This is a genomic window from Vibrio sp. D401a (assembly GCF_030248515.1).
GTDB lineage: Bacteria > Pseudomonadota > Gammaproteobacteria > Enterobacterales > Vibrionaceae > Vibrio > Vibrio rotiferianus.
The window spans coordinates 84,233-97,854 of the sequence record NZ_JAHGAI010000012.1; the positions used below are offsets into that span (position 1 = coordinate 84,233).

General features: G+C 45.0%; 11 protein-coding genes. 5 read left to right on the forward strand and 6 right to left on the reverse strand.

Features of this window, described 5'->3' with window-relative positions; translation table 11 throughout:
- The first annotated feature begins 196 nt into the window (after positions 1 to 196).
- Positions 197 to 598 (forward strand): hypothetical protein, encoded by a 402-nt coding sequence (locus KIV41_RS07180; protein WP_285335964.1) that lies wholly within the window; start codon positions 197 to 199, stop codon positions 596 to 598.
- A gap of 71 nt (positions 599 to 669) precedes the next feature.
- On the opposite strand, the gene KIV41_RS07185 is transcribed toward KIV41_RS07180, so the two are convergent.
- The 3 genes from KIV41_RS07185 to KIV41_RS07195 all read right to left on the reverse strand — a co-directional run bounded on the left by KIV41_RS07185 (position 670) and on the right by KIV41_RS07195 (position 3,283).
- Positions 670 to 768 carry a MetS family NSS transporter small subunit gene (locus tag KIV41_RS07185; protein WP_010449261.1) on the reverse strand — a complete coding sequence of 33 codons (99 nt, stop codon included), beginning with the start codon at positions 766 to 768 and terminating at the stop codon, positions 670 to 672.
- A complete protein-coding gene (locus tag KIV41_RS07190; RefSeq protein WP_285335965.1) occupies positions 768 to 2,228 on the reverse strand; it encodes a sodium-dependent transporter in 1,461 nt (486 codons plus the stop codon). The genes KIV41_RS07185 and KIV41_RS07190 overlap by 1 nt, the downstream gene beginning before the upstream one ends.
- 464 nt (positions 2,229 to 2,692) lie before the next feature.
- Positions 2,693 to 3,283 carry a hypothetical protein gene (locus KIV41_RS07195; RefSeq protein ID WP_010449257.1) on the reverse strand — a complete coding sequence of 197 codons (591 nt, stop codon included), beginning with the start codon at positions 3,281 to 3,283 and terminating at the stop codon, positions 2,693 to 2,695.
- 128 nt (positions 3,284 to 3,411) lie between these two features.
- Here KIV41_RS07195 and KIV41_RS07200 point away from each other — a divergent pair, with 128 nt between their 5' ends.
- Both KIV41_RS07200 and KIV41_RS07205 read left to right on the forward strand, forming a co-directional pair.
- Entirely contained in the window at positions 3,412 to 3,504 is a 93-nt protein-coding gene (locus KIV41_RS07200) for a YnhF family membrane protein (protein ID WP_010449255.1), read from the forward strand.
- 17 nt (positions 3,505 to 3,521) lie between these two features.
- Complete coding sequence (locus KIV41_RS07205) at positions 3,522 to 4,661, forward strand: patatin family protein (protein WP_285335966.1); 1,140 nt, start codon at positions 3,522 to 3,524, stop codon at positions 4,659 to 4,661.
- A 49-nt stretch (positions 4,662 to 4,710) separates the two neighbouring features.
- On the opposite strand, the gene pyk is transcribed toward KIV41_RS07205, so the two are convergent.
- Positions 4,711 to 6,153 (reverse strand): pyruvate kinase, encoded by a 1,443-nt coding sequence (gene pyk / locus KIV41_RS07210; protein ID WP_285335967.1) that lies wholly within the window; start codon positions 6,151 to 6,153, stop codon positions 4,711 to 4,713.
- Between the two features lie 298 nt (positions 6,154 to 6,451).
- On the opposite strand from pyk, the gene KIV41_RS07215 reads away from it, so the two are divergent.
- Together KIV41_RS07215 and KIV41_RS07220 are read left to right on the forward strand one after the other, a co-directional pair.
- Positions 6,452 to 7,669 carry an ROK family protein gene (locus KIV41_RS07215; protein WP_010449249.1) on the forward strand — a complete coding sequence of 406 codons (1,218 nt, stop codon included), beginning with the start codon at positions 6,452 to 6,454 and terminating at the stop codon, positions 7,667 to 7,669.
- A 171-nt stretch (positions 7,670 to 7,840) separates the two neighbouring features.
- Complete coding sequence (locus KIV41_RS07220) at positions 7,841 to 8,794, forward strand: chemotaxis protein CheV (protein WP_010449247.1); 954 nt, start codon at positions 7,841 to 7,843, stop codon at positions 8,792 to 8,794.
- A gap of 322 nt (positions 8,795 to 9,116) precedes the next feature.
- Here KIV41_RS07220 and KIV41_RS07225 read toward each other — a convergent pair whose 3' ends face one another.
- Positions 9,117 to 12,191 (reverse strand): error-prone DNA polymerase, encoded by a 3,075-nt coding sequence (locus tag KIV41_RS07225; protein ID WP_285335968.1) that lies wholly within the window; start codon positions 12,189 to 12,191, stop codon positions 9,117 to 9,119.
- 27 nt (positions 12,192 to 12,218) lie between these two features.
- A complete protein-coding gene (locus KIV41_RS07230) occupies positions 12,219 to 13,622 on the reverse strand; it encodes a DNA polymerase Y family protein (RefSeq protein ID WP_285335969.1) in 1,404 nt (467 codons plus the stop codon).

Here is a 13,622-nt window from a genome sequence, read left to right on the forward strand (position 1 = left end):
TTTTTTCATTTTTGCTTTTCATTATCCCTTTCTTGTATGTGTCATAGTGGGTCGTTGCTTAGCAATTAGTCACGTGATCTTGTTCTCAGACTTACGTTTGTAGCCTTTTTCGCACATCATTCTTACTCATTGCTGACACAATAAAATCGCATAATGTTTGAATTATGTACACTGTTTTTTAAGAGTAATGACGTGTATGAAAAAGAAAATAATGCTGGTCGCGGCACTGTTTCCCAGTGTTAGCATGGCAGCAGATCAACCGAAGAACTTTTCTGTAGGTATGGCAGTGGATCAGCAACTGAGTGTTGTAATTGAAGTTGAAGACAAGTACCGCGGTATTATTGGTAATGATGGTATGGCATTTGATTACATCGCTAAGCGTGGCACATTCGACCAAAGCATGCCATTGACGTGGTATGTCGGTGTTGGTGGTTGGTATGAGTGGGATGATGAGTTCGGTGTCCGTGTTCCGCTCGGCTTAAACTGGGATCTATCTAAAGGCTGGGATCTGTACGCCCAAGTTCATCCGGAGATAGATTTTTATAAAGGACCAGATTTACAAATCGGTGGGGCGCTTGGTATCAAATACAATTTCTAATAGAGACAAAAATGCCGGCATTGAGCCGGCATTCTGTTGTTGAAACTTATCCGTTCTATGAATTAACGGCGTTATTGCTGTTTATTCATTGCTCTTTTGATGCATACCGCGGCTCCACCCCAAGTGATGCCAAGACCGATAATCATCATGATGATTGCACTTGTTGTCATTACGCTTTCTCCTTGCTCACGACGTTAATCAATACACCAGACACAAATAGTGCGGCAATCATTACCCAACCAAGAGTTAGGTCGTAGCCACCGTAACCTTCGGTGAGAAGGGCGTACAGCTTGGTTGCCAAGATAACTGCTAACATGATTGGTGTGACAAAGCGTAAACAGATTTCGAACCATTGACCAACAGAGAAGTCAGAGCGCTCATTTACGTAGTTACGAACTTCAGGCACTTGTTTCAACAACCAAGCCATTAGAACGATTTCTACTAGGCCGCCAACCATAATACCAACGTTGTTTGCGAAGTGGTCGACAAGGTCCAGAAGAAGCAATCCGCCGTTGGCCGCGAATGCCATCGAGACAACAAATCCAGTACCAATCACTACGTTTGCAGCTTTCTTACGGCTCCATTTTAATTTGTCGATAACGGCTGAGGTTACCGCTTCCATGATTGAGATGTGCGAGCTTAAGCCTGCAACAACCAAAGCAAAGAAGAACAAAGGACCAAGGATGTATGGCGCTGGTAGTAGGTTAATTGCCGCAGGTAACGTCACAAATGCCAAGCCCACACCCGCAGAGACTACCTCAGTAAGCGGTTTGCCTTGTTCTTGAGCCATATAACCCAATACCGAGAAAATCATGATACCGGCAAGGATAGAGAAGCCACAGTTGATCAATACCGTCATGAATGCGTTGTTGGTGATGTCTGATTTCTCTGGCAGATAGCTCGAGTAAGCCAGCATAATGGCAAAGCCGATACTCAGTGTGAAGAAGATCTGACCGTAAGCCGCTGCCCACACTTTTACGTCCCAGATTTTGCTGAAGTCTGGTTCGAACATGTAGTTCACACCGTCTAGCGCACCAGGAAGGAAAATCATGCGACCGATCAGGAAGATCACCATAATGAACAATATAGGCATCATGATCTTAGATGCGCGTTCAATACCTGATTTCACACCGCTCACAATCGCAGTATAGGTAATTGCCCAAGCAATCAGCATGGATACGGCGATCTTCCATTGAATGCTGCCTAAGTCCGTTGGAGAGTTATCACCAAGTTTTAGGTATTCACTAAAGAAGAATGCGTTGGTATCGGAACCCCAACTTTGAGTGAACGACATCCCAAAGTAAGAAATTGCCCAACCAATAACCGCAACATAGTAAACGGCGATGACGGCAGCAACGCCAACTTGGAACCAGCCAAGCCATTCAAATTTTGCGTGGATTTTTGCCAATGTTTTTGGTGCAGAACCACGGTATTTTTGACCCATACTGAACTCAAGGATCATGAATGGAATACCTGCTGTGATCATGGCGAAAAGGTAAGGAATAAAAAAGGCACCGCCACCATTCTCATAGGCCATGTATGGGAAACGCCAGATGTTACCCAAACCGATGGCTGAACCGACTGCGGCTAAGATGAATCCCGCACGGGATCCCCATTGTTCTCGCTTCATATTTGACCCCTGTACGACTCCCTAAGGAATGAAGCTCTTCTCGGCAATGAGCAAAACCAGTAGAACAAAGGACAACTGTTATCCGTCAGCTTTCTATCCGATATTCGGTGTTGGTATAAAATTCTGGTGTTTTGCTTTGCGTTGCCTAACAAGAAATAGAATTAAATGCTTTAAATTTTGATGTGTGTTTGCAAAAGCTGAAATATTCTTCTGCTTTCTGTCTTCAGACTAACTTTTTACATTATTTATCGCAATAGATTCTAAATGTTAATGATAATATTTTATCTGGTTTAAATATTGTTAATTAGTCGTTTTTTAGGCCATTAGATCGAGGGGGAGAGTGTCTTGTGAAATAAAATTGTGTTTGCTGGGTGTGATTTTGGTCAAATAATCTGTTTTTTAATATTAGGGCGTATCGCTATGTTCCCTACGCCCAATAGATGATTTTCCGTTAAAAGCCTTAACTAGAAGCGAAAGGTAAAACCAATATTTGATTGGAATTGGTTCATCCAGTCGGTTTCAAACTTTATTACACAGTTGGAACCGTCATCTGGCAGTACACACGCTCCGGACGTATCGTTATCAACAACAGTCCCAAGCCAACGGACTTGTGCTGTTAAGGCGAATTCCGGTGATATCGCGTATTCCATGCCTAAAAAAGCTGTGGCCGAAAACCCATATTTCGTATCAGCCCAATCTACATCGGTATAAGCGGCGCCTAAACCAATACCTAGCTGTGAAGACCAACCTTGGCTGATAGGGTACAAGATGCTGCTCTGAAAATGGAGATAGTGAAAATCAGAATTATTATTGACTCGTTCTAATTCTGTAGACTGGTAAGAGTAGAATAGACCCAATCGTCCATTCTCAAATGGCGTTTCAACAGCAAGTGCATAGTTTGGTGATGGTTCAATGTCAAATTTAGCGCCGTCCTCATCTTCAACATTTCCGCCGCCGGTAAAACCTATATAGGGAGTAATTATAACTTCTGCATGGCAGGTGATACTGCCCAGCAATAATGCACTCCCAATTAGCCACTTGATATTGTTCTTCATCTTGCTATCTCCCTATATTAACTAGATTAATTGTGATGCCTTAGCCAAAATTGTGCGACTAAATTAGCCATTTCTTGAACATAATTCACACTGGTGTTATTAATTTGTTACAACAACAGGAGGTGTCTATGGAACACGATCTCAAATCTGCCCTACTCATTGTCGTAACAGTCTTTGCTGTCTTACTTACATTCGGCATCATAGCGATTACGACAGCTTAACCTAAGAGGTTGAGCCTATGATACGCAACAGCGGTATTATCACAGACAGCCACATAGAGCTTGAATTCTCAGTTTATGAGCACTATTGGCAAGGGAAAACAGCTTTGGTCGCTCAAGGTGGCGGCCAGAGAGGGATTTTTACCGCTGGTGTGTTGGATGCATTTCTACTCTCCAACTTCGATCCTTTCGATGAATTTTATGGTACTTCCGCGGGTGCCCTCAACTTGTGTGCGTTTTTATGTCGTCAGCATGGGATGGGAAAAGCGTTTATTACCGATCTTACGACTTCAACAGAATTCTTTAACTTATTCGGATATATCCGTAAGAAGCAGTACTTAGGGCTCGAATGGGCGTTAGAACGTATCCAAGAATACCCATATAAACTCGATCTCGATTTGGGACACCGCTCTCTTGGTCACCGAAGGGCATTTGCTGCGGTCACCGATACGCATTCTTTATCTGACCGTTATTTACCTATGCTAGGAAAACGCTGGTTCGAAACTATGATCGCGACTTGTGCGATTCCCAAGCTATATCAAGGAATCGTTAACATTGATGGCTCACAGTATGTGGACGGTGGGGTTTCTGCTTCCATTCCGGTGCAAGAAGCTTGGCGTCAAAATGCTCGCAATATCATTGTGATAAGGACTGAGCCATTCTCTCCGGCTCAAGCTAAAGAGAGTGAAACTGGTCAACATGTTGAGTGGTATCGAGAGTCATTCAATTCAGTTCAAGATACTTGGCAGCAGCGAGTTGAGCAATGGAAAGAAGATTGGAGCAGCTTTTTACAGCAGAAAGTGGCGGCTGCTCATCAAACTAAAATGCCGGGACATAAGTTATTAAACGGTGGGCGTTGGTTGTTTGGTGCAGATAACCTATATCGCCTGAGTCATTTGATTGGTGAGCACTTTGACTCTGGCCTCGCAGACATGCTGATGATTCATTATCAGACATACGAGTTGACCCAAGAGTTTTTAGCGAACCCACCCGATGACACGTTTATTTTGCAAGTGGCTCCAAAAGAGGCATTGAGGGCGTCTTCACTGTTGAGTGAGCCCGAGGATTTGGAGCACGACTATCAACTGGGACTTCAAGCCGGGTTCAACTTAATCAGCCTCTATGATGAACTCAAATCGGATGGTTTGGAAAGGGCTTAAAATAGGCTCAATACTCGCTGAGAATATTGAGCCTAGCGATAGGTTAGCCCTAAGCCGATAAGATTCGCATACAGTTCGTTGAACCTACCACGTCCATTACATCGCCTTGGGTAATAATCACTAAATCACCCTCGTGTAATAGGCCTTGCTCTTTGAGAGTCTCAATCGCAGCATGTGCTGTTGTAAGCCCAACATCACCTTTGGAATCAAAGTATACTGGCGTTACCCCTCTGTATAACGCTGCGCGGTTGAGGGTCGATTCATTTCGCGAAAGAGCAAATATCGGCAGACCAGAGCTTAATCGAGACATCATCAATGCTGTTCGGCCAGATTCGGTTAATGCGATCATCGCTTTGATGCCTTCCATATGGTTGGCAGCATACATCGTCGACATTGAAATGGTTTCTTCAGCCGTTTCAAAAGTTCGGTCTAAGCGGTAACTAGAGTGATTTGCTTCTGACATCTTCTCAGCACCCATGCACACCTCGGCCATGGATTTAACCGTCTCTACCGGGTAGAGGCCTGCTGCTGTCTCTCCCGATAGCATAACGGCATCTGTTCCATCTAATACTGCGTTGGCTACGTCCATAACTTCAGCACGTGTTGGCATTGGGTTTGCCATCATCGATTCCATCATTTGGGTTGCTGTAATGACAAGTCGGTTTAGGCTACGAGCACGGCGAATAAGTTTCTTTTGTACGCCAATTAGTTCTGGGTCTCCGATCTCTACACCGAGGTCACCACGTGCAACCATTACTACATCAGAAGCCTTGATAATGTCATCAATAGAGTCGTTGCTTGCGACAGTTTCGGCGCGCTCGACCTTAGCGACCAATTTTGCTTCCAATCCAGCGTCTCGTGCGAGTCGACGGGCATAGTGCATATCCTCCCCATTACGAGGGAAAGATATTGCTAAGTAATCGACTTTGATCTCCGCAGCCGTCAATATATCGGCTTTGTCTTTATCCGTAAGGGCATCGGCAGATAAGCCACCACCTTTTTTATTAATGCCCTTATTGTTCGAAAGAGGGCCACCTACGGTCACTCGAGTATGGACTTTATTACCTTCAACTTTCGTTACCTGTAGTTGTACACGGCCATCGTCCAATAATAGAATGTCATTAGTGGTGACATCTTGTGGAAGCTCTTTGTAATCAAGTCCAACAGCTTCTTGGTTACCTTCGCCCCTTGGGAGATCGCTGTCTAAGGTAAATTTGTCACCCACGGCCAGAGTGATTTTCCCCTCTTTAAACGTGGATACGCGAATTTTGGGGCCTTGAAGATCTCCTAAAATAGCAACCTGTCGCCCGAGTCTTGCCGCTATCGCTCTTACTTTTTCAGCTCTGACTTTGTGGTCTTCTCTGGTACCGTGAGAAAAGTTCATACGGACGACGTTTGCGCCAGCTTTGATGATATCCTCAAGGACGTTGTCTTTATCTGTAGAAGGGCCAAGAGTTGTAACGATTTTTGTTCTTCTTAGTGTTGAAGTCATAAATTCTCCGAGGAATGCGATGTAGGGACGAGATAAGTATATGCACAGTCTTTAGCTATTGTTCACTTTTAGCGCAAAGCTCTGTAGAAACACCATGCTTCAGACTTTGGTTCCTAGTTTGAGGAAAAAAATAAGTGTCTTGCCATTCAATTTATCAGCAGTTGATTTTCTGTTATTTGATTGAATACACAAACAAACATGTTTATACGTGACGCTTGTCACGGGGATCTATCAATTCACTTCACAATTACTTCGCAAAGTAAAAAAATTACCGAGTTATAGAATTTCGGAGTGCAAGATGTACATGGCTCAACCGGGCCATATTGATCATATCAAACAGGTCAATGCTGGTCGTGTATACAAACTAATTGACCTAAAGGGTCCAATTTCTCGAATTGATTTATCCAAGCAAAGTGAGCTTGCGCCTGCGAGTATCACAAAGATCACTCGAGAACTAATTGAAGCCCACCTTATCCATGAGACGACGGTGCAAGAAGCTACGAGCCGTGGACGTCCGGCGGTAGGTTTGCAGGTCAATAATGAAGGTTGGCAGTTCTTGTCGATGCGTTTAGGCCGAGGCTATTTGACGATTGCACTTCATGAACTGGGCGGTGATGTTCTTATCGATACCAAAATCGACATCCATGAGCGTGATCAAGACGACGTGCTTGAACGCTTGCTTTACGAAATTGATGAATTTTTTCAAACTTATGCCGATCAGCTTGATCGCGTGACTAGTATTGCGATTACACTTCCTGGCCTCGTGAATTCAGAACAGGGAATTGTATTGCAAATGCCGCATTACAATGTTGAAAACCTAGCGCTTGGTCCTGAAATCTACAAAGCGACGGGGCTACCAGTCTTCATTGCTAACGATACTCGAGCTTGGGCGCTAGCTGAAAAGCTGTTTGGTCACTCACAAGAAAACGATAACTCGGTTCTTATCTCTATCCACCACGGACTCGGAGCAGGCATCATCCTTGATGGACGAGTACTGCAAGGTCGTCACGGAAACATCGGTGAACTCGGGCATATCCAAATCGACCCGAATGGGAAGCGCTGTCATTGCGGTAACATTGGCTGTCTAGAAACGGTAGCAAGTTCGCAAGCTATCCGCGAAGAAGTGGTGAGCCGTATTGCGGATGGTGAGCCGTCTATTCTTGCTGAACAGGAAGAGATGAGTATTGAAAGCATCTGTGAGGCGGCAGCAAACGGAGATCCGCTAGCCGTTGATGTGATTGAAAAGCTTGGTCGTTATTTAGGTTCAGCTATCGCTATCGTAATCAATCTTTTCAACCCTGAAAAGATTCTAATCGGTGGGGTTATCAATCAAGCAAAAGATGTGCTTTATCCTTCGGTTCGTCGCTGTATTGAAGAGCAAAGCCTTCCTGTTTACCACCAAGATCTTGAATTAGTCGAGTCTCGCTTCTACAAACAGGCAACAATGCCTGGTGCTGCGCTAATTAAACAAGCCCTTTATGACGGTCAATTGCTGATGAAGGTGATTGAAGGTTAATCCTTTTTTCGTAGGTTTAGTGAGATAGCTACACCTACGAAACCGTGTTCATTGCTATATTCTCTCCATTCATGTAATTTCCTCTAATTATCAAGGCAACTTAACTTTTTCTCATTTGAGCCGATATTGTAAGAAAGTTGCTTGTCATTTTTTAAGGTAGTAGGAAGTCGTATGTCTGGAGTTTTAAATACCGTTGATCAGCGTACAAATTTAGTAGGTGAGAACCGACTGGAATTATTGTTGTTTACTTTAAACAGTCGACAATTGTTTGCTATTAACGTCTTTAAAGTAAAAGAAGTGATTAAGCTACCTCCGCTAACCAAGCTTCCTGGCTCACATTACAATATTCGTGGTGTTGCTTCTTTACGTGGAGAAGCTGTTCCGGTTATCGATTTACGTCAATCTATTGGTTTTCCTCCTCTGCGTGGTGATGCTGAGGAAGAGAACTTGATTATTACCGAGTACAACCGCTCTATTCAGGGCTTTTTAGTTGGTCCTGTACGCAATATCATTAATACGGCTTGGACCGAAATCCAACCGCCGCCGAAGACTTCAGGGCGTTCAAATTACTTAACTGCGATTACCCAAGTCAAAGAAGGGGATGGTTCGCAGATCGTAGAAATCATAGACGTTGAAAAGGTTTTAGCTGAAATCATTCATTATGATGTGACGATCTCTGAAGGTATTTTGGATCAGAATCTTGTTCAAGAAATGGTGGGTCGTAATATTCTGATTGTGGATGATTCTTCTACAGCTCGAAACCAGGTTAGGGACACCTTGTCTCAGCTTGGTCTAAATATCATCGAATGCTGTGATGGCCTTGAAGCCTTAACTTTGTTAAAGCGTTGGTGTGACGAAGGTAAGGAAGTATCTAAAGAGCTACTTATGATGATTACCGACGCAGAAATGCCAGAGATGGATGGATATAAGTTGACTCACGAAGTTCGTACCGACCCACGCATGTCCGATCTATTTGTTACTCTGAATACGTCATTAAGTGGCAGTTTCAATGAGGCAATGGTGCAAAAAGTAGGTTGTGATCGCTTCATTTCGAAGTTTCAACCCGATTTGTTGGTAGAAGTTGCCCAAGAGCGTTTACGCCAAGTCGTTTATCCTGAGGGATAAAGGATAGTTACAATTTACCGTATAAGCTGTGGTGATTAATCGCCCTGCTTTTGCTATGCTTTAGTTACATATTTTTTACAATGAAATATGTAAGGTATACCACGTCACTTTTCACCTACTAACATAGGGCAGTTCCTTTTAATGATATGGCTAACATCTAAAGTCGTTATGACTTTATCTTTGTTACTGTATAGGGAATACAAGAAAAAGCGTACGGAAGCGGAAGCTGATAATTAATTCAGCGGATTTGAGAAGGGAGGGCTAACCTCCCTTTTTTTGTCTAGCCCTTACTTTAGTGGCACAGCTATTAAGGTATTATTTCTTAATGGAAATCACGCGATTTACTTTTTAGTTCAGCAAGATTGTGTGTGTAGTCGATGAGCTTCCCTGCGATTACGTGCGTCACTTCCCCTTCTCGTTCTAGAATACCTTTGACCATCAATACTTTTGAGGTGAGATAAGCCTGCTTTTGAGCACGTGCGGTTGCTCGCCATACCACCACATTAATGTTGCCCGTATCGTCTTCCAAAGTGAAAAAGGTCACGCCAGCAGCGGTGCCGGGAGATTGTCTGCCTGTGACGACACCGACGACCGTTACTAAAGATTTGTGCTCTTTTTCTACCAGTTGCTTCATCCGAGTAAAGCGTGGTAACTTGCCTGCCTCTTCCAGCAAAGTAATCGGGTGGCGACTTAGCGATAGTCCGGTACTGGCGTAATCTTCTATCAAACTCTCGTATTCAGAAGGCTGAGTTTGGTAACTCATCACTGGCTCTTCTACATGAGTGAACAAGGGTAAGTCTGATAACGAATCCATCGCTGCCCAACGTGCGTTATAGCGATTGCCAGAAAGGATCTGAAATGCATTAGCAGAGGCGAGTAATTCAATATCGCGGCGGCTTCTTAAGATTTGTTTTACCTCTTGGATACTGCGATAGCCAGTTTTTGGTCGGCGTTCGACCAGCCGAGAAGCACTCTCTTGGTTAAAGCCTTTCACTAATCGAAGCCCCAGTTGAACACCAAAGCGACCATTAGGACGCTGAACCAAATGATGCTGATACGAAGAGTGATTAATGCAAACAGGCAGCACTTCCACGCCATGTCGGCGAGCATCTTGCACCAGTTGAGAAGGGCTATAAAACCCCATCGGTTGGCTATTAAGTAGGGCTGTATAGAACTCAGCCGGGTAATAGAACTTTAACCATGCGGAGCAGTAAGCCAGCACCGCGAAAGAGGCGGAGTGACTTTCTGGGAAGCCATACTCGCCAAAGCCGCAGATTTGGTCGAAGATGCGCTCTGCAAATTCCAAGTCATAACCGCGCTCAAGCATCCCGTCGATAAGCTTTGGTTTGAACTTGGCGAGATCGCCGTTCTTTTTCCATGATGCCATTGCTCGTCGAAGTTGGTCGGCTTCTCCGCCACTGAACCCTGCTGCTACCATCGCGAGTTTGATCACTTGCTCTTGGAAAATCGGCACGCCCATAGTGCGCTCTAGTACGCTTTTTACTTCTTCCGATGGATAACTGATCGGTTCTTCACCGTTTCGCCTTTTTAGAAACGGATGCACCATATCACCTTGGATTGGGCCCGGACGGACAATCGCAATCTGTACGACTAAGTCGTAGTAACGTGCAGGCTTCAAGCGTGGCAGCATGCTCATTTGTGCGCGAGACTCAATTTGAAACACGCCAACGGTGTCCGCTTTTTGGATCATACGGTATACGTGTGGATCATCTTGTAAGCGCGTGATCTCGGCAATCGACAGTGATCGCTGGTGGTGTTTCTCAACCAATTGAAAGCATTTACGGATCGCGTTTAACATGCCCAGTGCCAGTACATCGACTTTCAGTAACTTTAAGCTTTCTAAATCATCTTTATCCCATTGAATAATCGTACGATCTTCCATTGAGGCATTTTCGACAGGCACCAGCTCATACAAAGGGCCTGATGAAATCACAAAGCCGCCCACGTGCTGAGATAAATGGCGCGGAAAGCCGATGATCTCGTTCACCAACTGGATAAACTGCTGGCCTTTTAACGATTCTGGTTGCAGCCCTAATTCGATGATTTGTGCTTGCCAAACTTGGCTGCGATCACGTCGATTAACGTTTTTGATGAAGAAGTCCAATTGCGTTTCTTCAATCCCCAACGCTTTACCTACTTCACGCACGGCGCTTTTAAAGCGATAGCTGATAACGGTGGCAGCTAAAGCGGCACGTTCGCGTCCGTACTTCTTGTAGATATATTGAATGACTTCTTCACGGCGCTCGTGTTCAAAGTCGACATCAATGTCTGGCGGCTCTTTTCGCTCCCGACTAATAAAGCGTTCGAATAGAACTGAGATTTGTCTAGGATCGACGGCGGTGATTTCTAAGCAGTAACACACCACCGAGTTTGCCGCAGAGCCTCGTCCTTGATAGAGAATCCCTTGCTGCTTAGCGAACATTACAATGTCGTGAATGGTGAGAAAGTAATAGTGATATTGCAGCTCTTCAATAAGCGCTAATTCATTCTCGATGGTTTGATGAATGTCTGCGGGTACGCCTTCAGGAAAGCGCAGTTTTTTACCATGCTCGACCAACATTCGCAGATAAGAGGTAGGGGTGTAACCGTTTGGAATCAGTTCTGTTGGGTATTCGTATTTTAGATCTGAGAGGTTGAAGTCGCACAAGTCAGCAATGTGGGCGCTTTCAACTAACCATTCGGATTTGTAAATTCGAGAGAGTTTGTTCAATGGACGCAATGCCCGTTCGGCATTGGATAAACGACCAAAGCCGAGCTTATCAACGCTACAACCGTGTTTTACTGCTGTCAGGACATGTTGTAACGGTAAGCGTTCAACAGCATGCATCAAAACGCCACCACAAGCGGTAATCGGCAATTGGAACTCGTTTGCTAATAATTCACAGTGTGTGGTGTAGGCATCGTCATCACCACCTAAATGACGCTGAATCGCGACCCATAAGCGATGAGCGTGATGCTGCTGGAGCCAACGTCCCCAATAATGGTCATTCTCTTGATGAGTCGGGAGCCACAACACAAGGCAGTGACGAATTGACATTAAGTCCCATTCAGATAACTGATAGCTGCCTTTCTCGCTGCGGCGTCTCGCATTGGTGATGACCCGACACAGTTCAGCGTAAGCTTTACGGCAGGGGCAAAGTAGTACCACTTGGCACTCGTCATTGAGCCAAAACATGCTGCCGACAATTTGTTTTATGTCGAGTTTATGTTGCTCGATGGTCGCATGGGCTTTTACTACGCCCGCAACCGAGCACTCATCGGTGATCGCAATGGCTTGATAGCGATAAAACGCCGCCTGCAACACCAACTCTTCTGCATGAGAAGCGCCGGTGAGAAAGGAGAAGTTGGACTGACAAAACAGTTCTGCGTAACTCATAACGACCTAACAAAAATAACCGTCGATTTAACAAAAATAGCCATGGAGAAACCAATGCTTGTGCTGATCGCGAAATACCCATAACCAACGACCTTGCTTGGTGTGAGCAACGTAATAATCACGCATGATCTCGTCACCATCCCACCATCCAGAGACAATCCGTTCAGGTCCATGCACTAGAGATACTTGTTCTTGTAGCGCGATAGGGGCGGGTAATTGCATCGCGGGGCGCAGCAGAGCAGGGATGGTGTTAATCGGGACATCCGGCTCATCGGCTGGGCGATATTGACTGGCTTTCTCTGGCCTTGGATCGCAGGCTATATTGGGTTTGAGGACCGCGCTTTTGCCCAATTTAGCTTGCAGTAAAGAGAGCAGCTCTAACGCGTTCATTTGGCCTTTTTGCCCAGCAAAGAAATCGCGTGCAGAGCTTAAAGGTTCACCTTGACGCTCTACTTTTAACGTCAGGCCGATAACAGGACCGTTTAACGTGACGGATTCCAAACTCAAACTCGCCAATTGTTGCCAGCGTTGGCACAAGTAATCGCCTTGCGCGGATGTGAGCAGAAGGTGCTGTGCTTGTTTGTCTCGCTGGTGGAGGGTTAAGCACAGTTCAAACGCGACTTTATCGCGTAGCTTGAGAAAGGTTTCGAGCTGACGAAGCAACTTAGCCAGTGGCTTTTCAATCCATTGGACGTTTTCGATCTCAAACAGTAGCTCCAAATAAACTTGGAAGGATTCGGTTGGATGATAAAAGTCGGCAGGATGCTTAAACTGCCCAGTCAGTCGACCAACGTAATTCACCAAATCAATGTCGAATCGGCGTGCGATGTCTTGTAGCGGCAGTTCAAGCAAGCCTTGCAGTGTGGTAACACCTACACGCTGTAACTTCTCAACGGTAGTACTGGATAAATCCGTCAGTGTTAGGGGCAGTGGCGATAAGGCTTGCTGCATGGCAGATTTGTCTTCGCTGATGAAGTTCGCTCCTGCCAATGCCATCAACTTGGCAGCAAAAGGCGAAAAGCCACATCCGAATTGAAAGCTTAATCTTAGCTCCGATAAATGAGCGCTGACTTTAGTCCAATAGTTTTGTAGCCCTTCATACAGATTAAGCATTGGGGTTGCGCGCAGTAAAATACCTTGGCTTGGCATCAACACAACATCAGACGTGATCAAATACAGCCACTGGGCAATTTCTTGTAACTTGCTTAACTCAGTTTGCGGATGATAAGGGTGTACTTGGAGATCTCGGCACAAGGACGCGGCACTTCCTAAACCCATGTTGGTCTTAATACCTTGTTGCTCAGCAATCTCATTGTATTGAATGATCCGACAACGTTGGCTTTCTACAATTACCACTGCTTGCTCTTGGTTATCACCAAAGAGGGCATCTAACTGTAGGCGAGGGAAGTGCAAGTAAATCCACAAAGTCAT

Excerpts from the sequence above, each read along its gene's own strand:
- KIV41_RS07205 (WP_285335966.1), top strand. The coding sequence starts at position 3,522 with ATGATACGCAACAGCGGTATTATCACAGACAGCCACATAGAGCTTGAA.
- pyk (WP_285335967.1), bottom strand. The coding sequence starts at position 6,153 with ATGACTTCAACACTAAGAAGAACAAAAATCGTTACAACTCTTGGCCCT.
- KIV41_RS07225 (WP_285335968.1), bottom strand. The coding sequence starts at position 12,191 with ATGAGTTACGCAGAACTGTTTTGTCAGTCCAACTTCTCCTTTCTCACC.
- KIV41_RS07195 (WP_010449257.1), bottom strand. The coding sequence starts at position 3,283 with ATGAAGAACAATATCAAGTGGCTAATTGGGAGTGCATTATTGCTGGGC.
- KIV41_RS07215 (WP_010449249.1), top strand. The coding sequence starts at position 6,452 with ATGTACATGGCTCAACCGGGCCATATTGATCATATCAAACAGGTCAAT.
- KIV41_RS07180 (WP_285335964.1), top strand. The coding sequence starts at position 197 with ATGAAAAAGAAAATAATGCTGGTCGCGGCACTGTTTCCCAGTGTTAGC.
- KIV41_RS07230 (WP_285335969.1), bottom strand. The coding sequence starts at position 13,622 with ATGACTTTGTGGATTTACTTGCACTTCCCTCGCCTACAGTTAGATGCC.
- KIV41_RS07220 (WP_010449247.1), top strand. The coding sequence starts at position 7,841 with ATGTCTGGAGTTTTAAATACCGTTGATCAGCGTACAAATTTAGTAGGT.
- KIV41_RS07200 (WP_010449255.1), top strand. The coding sequence starts at position 3,412 with ATGGAACACGATCTCAAATCTGCCCTACTCATTGTCGTAACAGTCTTT.
- KIV41_RS07190 (WP_285335965.1), bottom strand. The coding sequence starts at position 2,228 with ATGAAGCGAGAACAATGGGGATCCCGTGCGGGATTCATCTTAGCCGCA.
- KIV41_RS07185 (WP_010449261.1), bottom strand. The coding sequence starts at position 768 with ATGACAACAAGTGCAATCATCATGATGATTATCGGTCTTGGCATCACT.